This window comes from Mycoplasma marinum (assembly GCF_004335975.1).
GTDB classification, from domain to species: Bacteria; Bacillota_I; Bacilli_A; order Mycoplasmatales; family Metamycoplasmataceae; genus Mycoplasma_K; species Mycoplasma_K marinum.
Map to the genome: position 1 here is coordinate 1 of NZ_PSZO01000106.1, position 686 is coordinate 686.

Sequence of the window (686 nt, forward strand, 5' to 3'; positions counted from 1 at the left end):
TGTCTTTTTCACTTGTCTTGATAATTTATAATATTCAACAAAATAAACAGGTACCGTTATAGTTTGTGCAATAATGGTAGCAATTAATAAACCATTCATGTCTAAATATTTAACCAATATTAAACTTAAAACAATATTTATTACAACCTCAAAAATAACTAAAAACGCATATTTTTTTCATTGACCTTGAATTTTATAAATTGTTATAGGTGTCATTTTAACAGCATATAAAATTCCCATAAAACCGAAAAGTAATGCAGTTATTTTTGAAAAGTATTCATCTTTATTATTAGCATTAAAAACAAAATTTACAACATATGGTGAAGTTAAAGCAATCAATGCAAAAGTGCCAAAAGTAATTACGAAGGATGATACAAGTGCCTTTTTAATTTTTTCAGATTTTATTAAAGAAAAATCACCACCTGTATCAGAACCAATTGAAAATATTAAAGATCCAAAAATATTATTTAAAACAGAGTTAATCAAATTAAAAAATACTAGATATGATGAATAAACTGAAATTAATAATAATGACTTATCAACACCCATAGAATATGATGTGCCACCTAAAATTAATTCATCGGTATTCACCAACACCAATCCTCCAATTCTAATTAAGGTAGGCAAGAGTAATGAGTGAAAATCAATTTCATCTCTAATCTTAATATTTCAAACTAGAGTAAACT

The 686-nt window shown here is 25.2% G+C and carries 1 protein-coding gene; it reads right to left on the minus strand.

Annotation, left to right across the window (positions count from 1 at the left end; translation table 4 throughout):
* A partial coding sequence (locus C4B24_RS05105) for a polysaccharide biosynthesis protein (RefSeq protein ID WP_168388384.1) occupies window positions 1-686 on the minus strand: 686 nt, incomplete at both ends.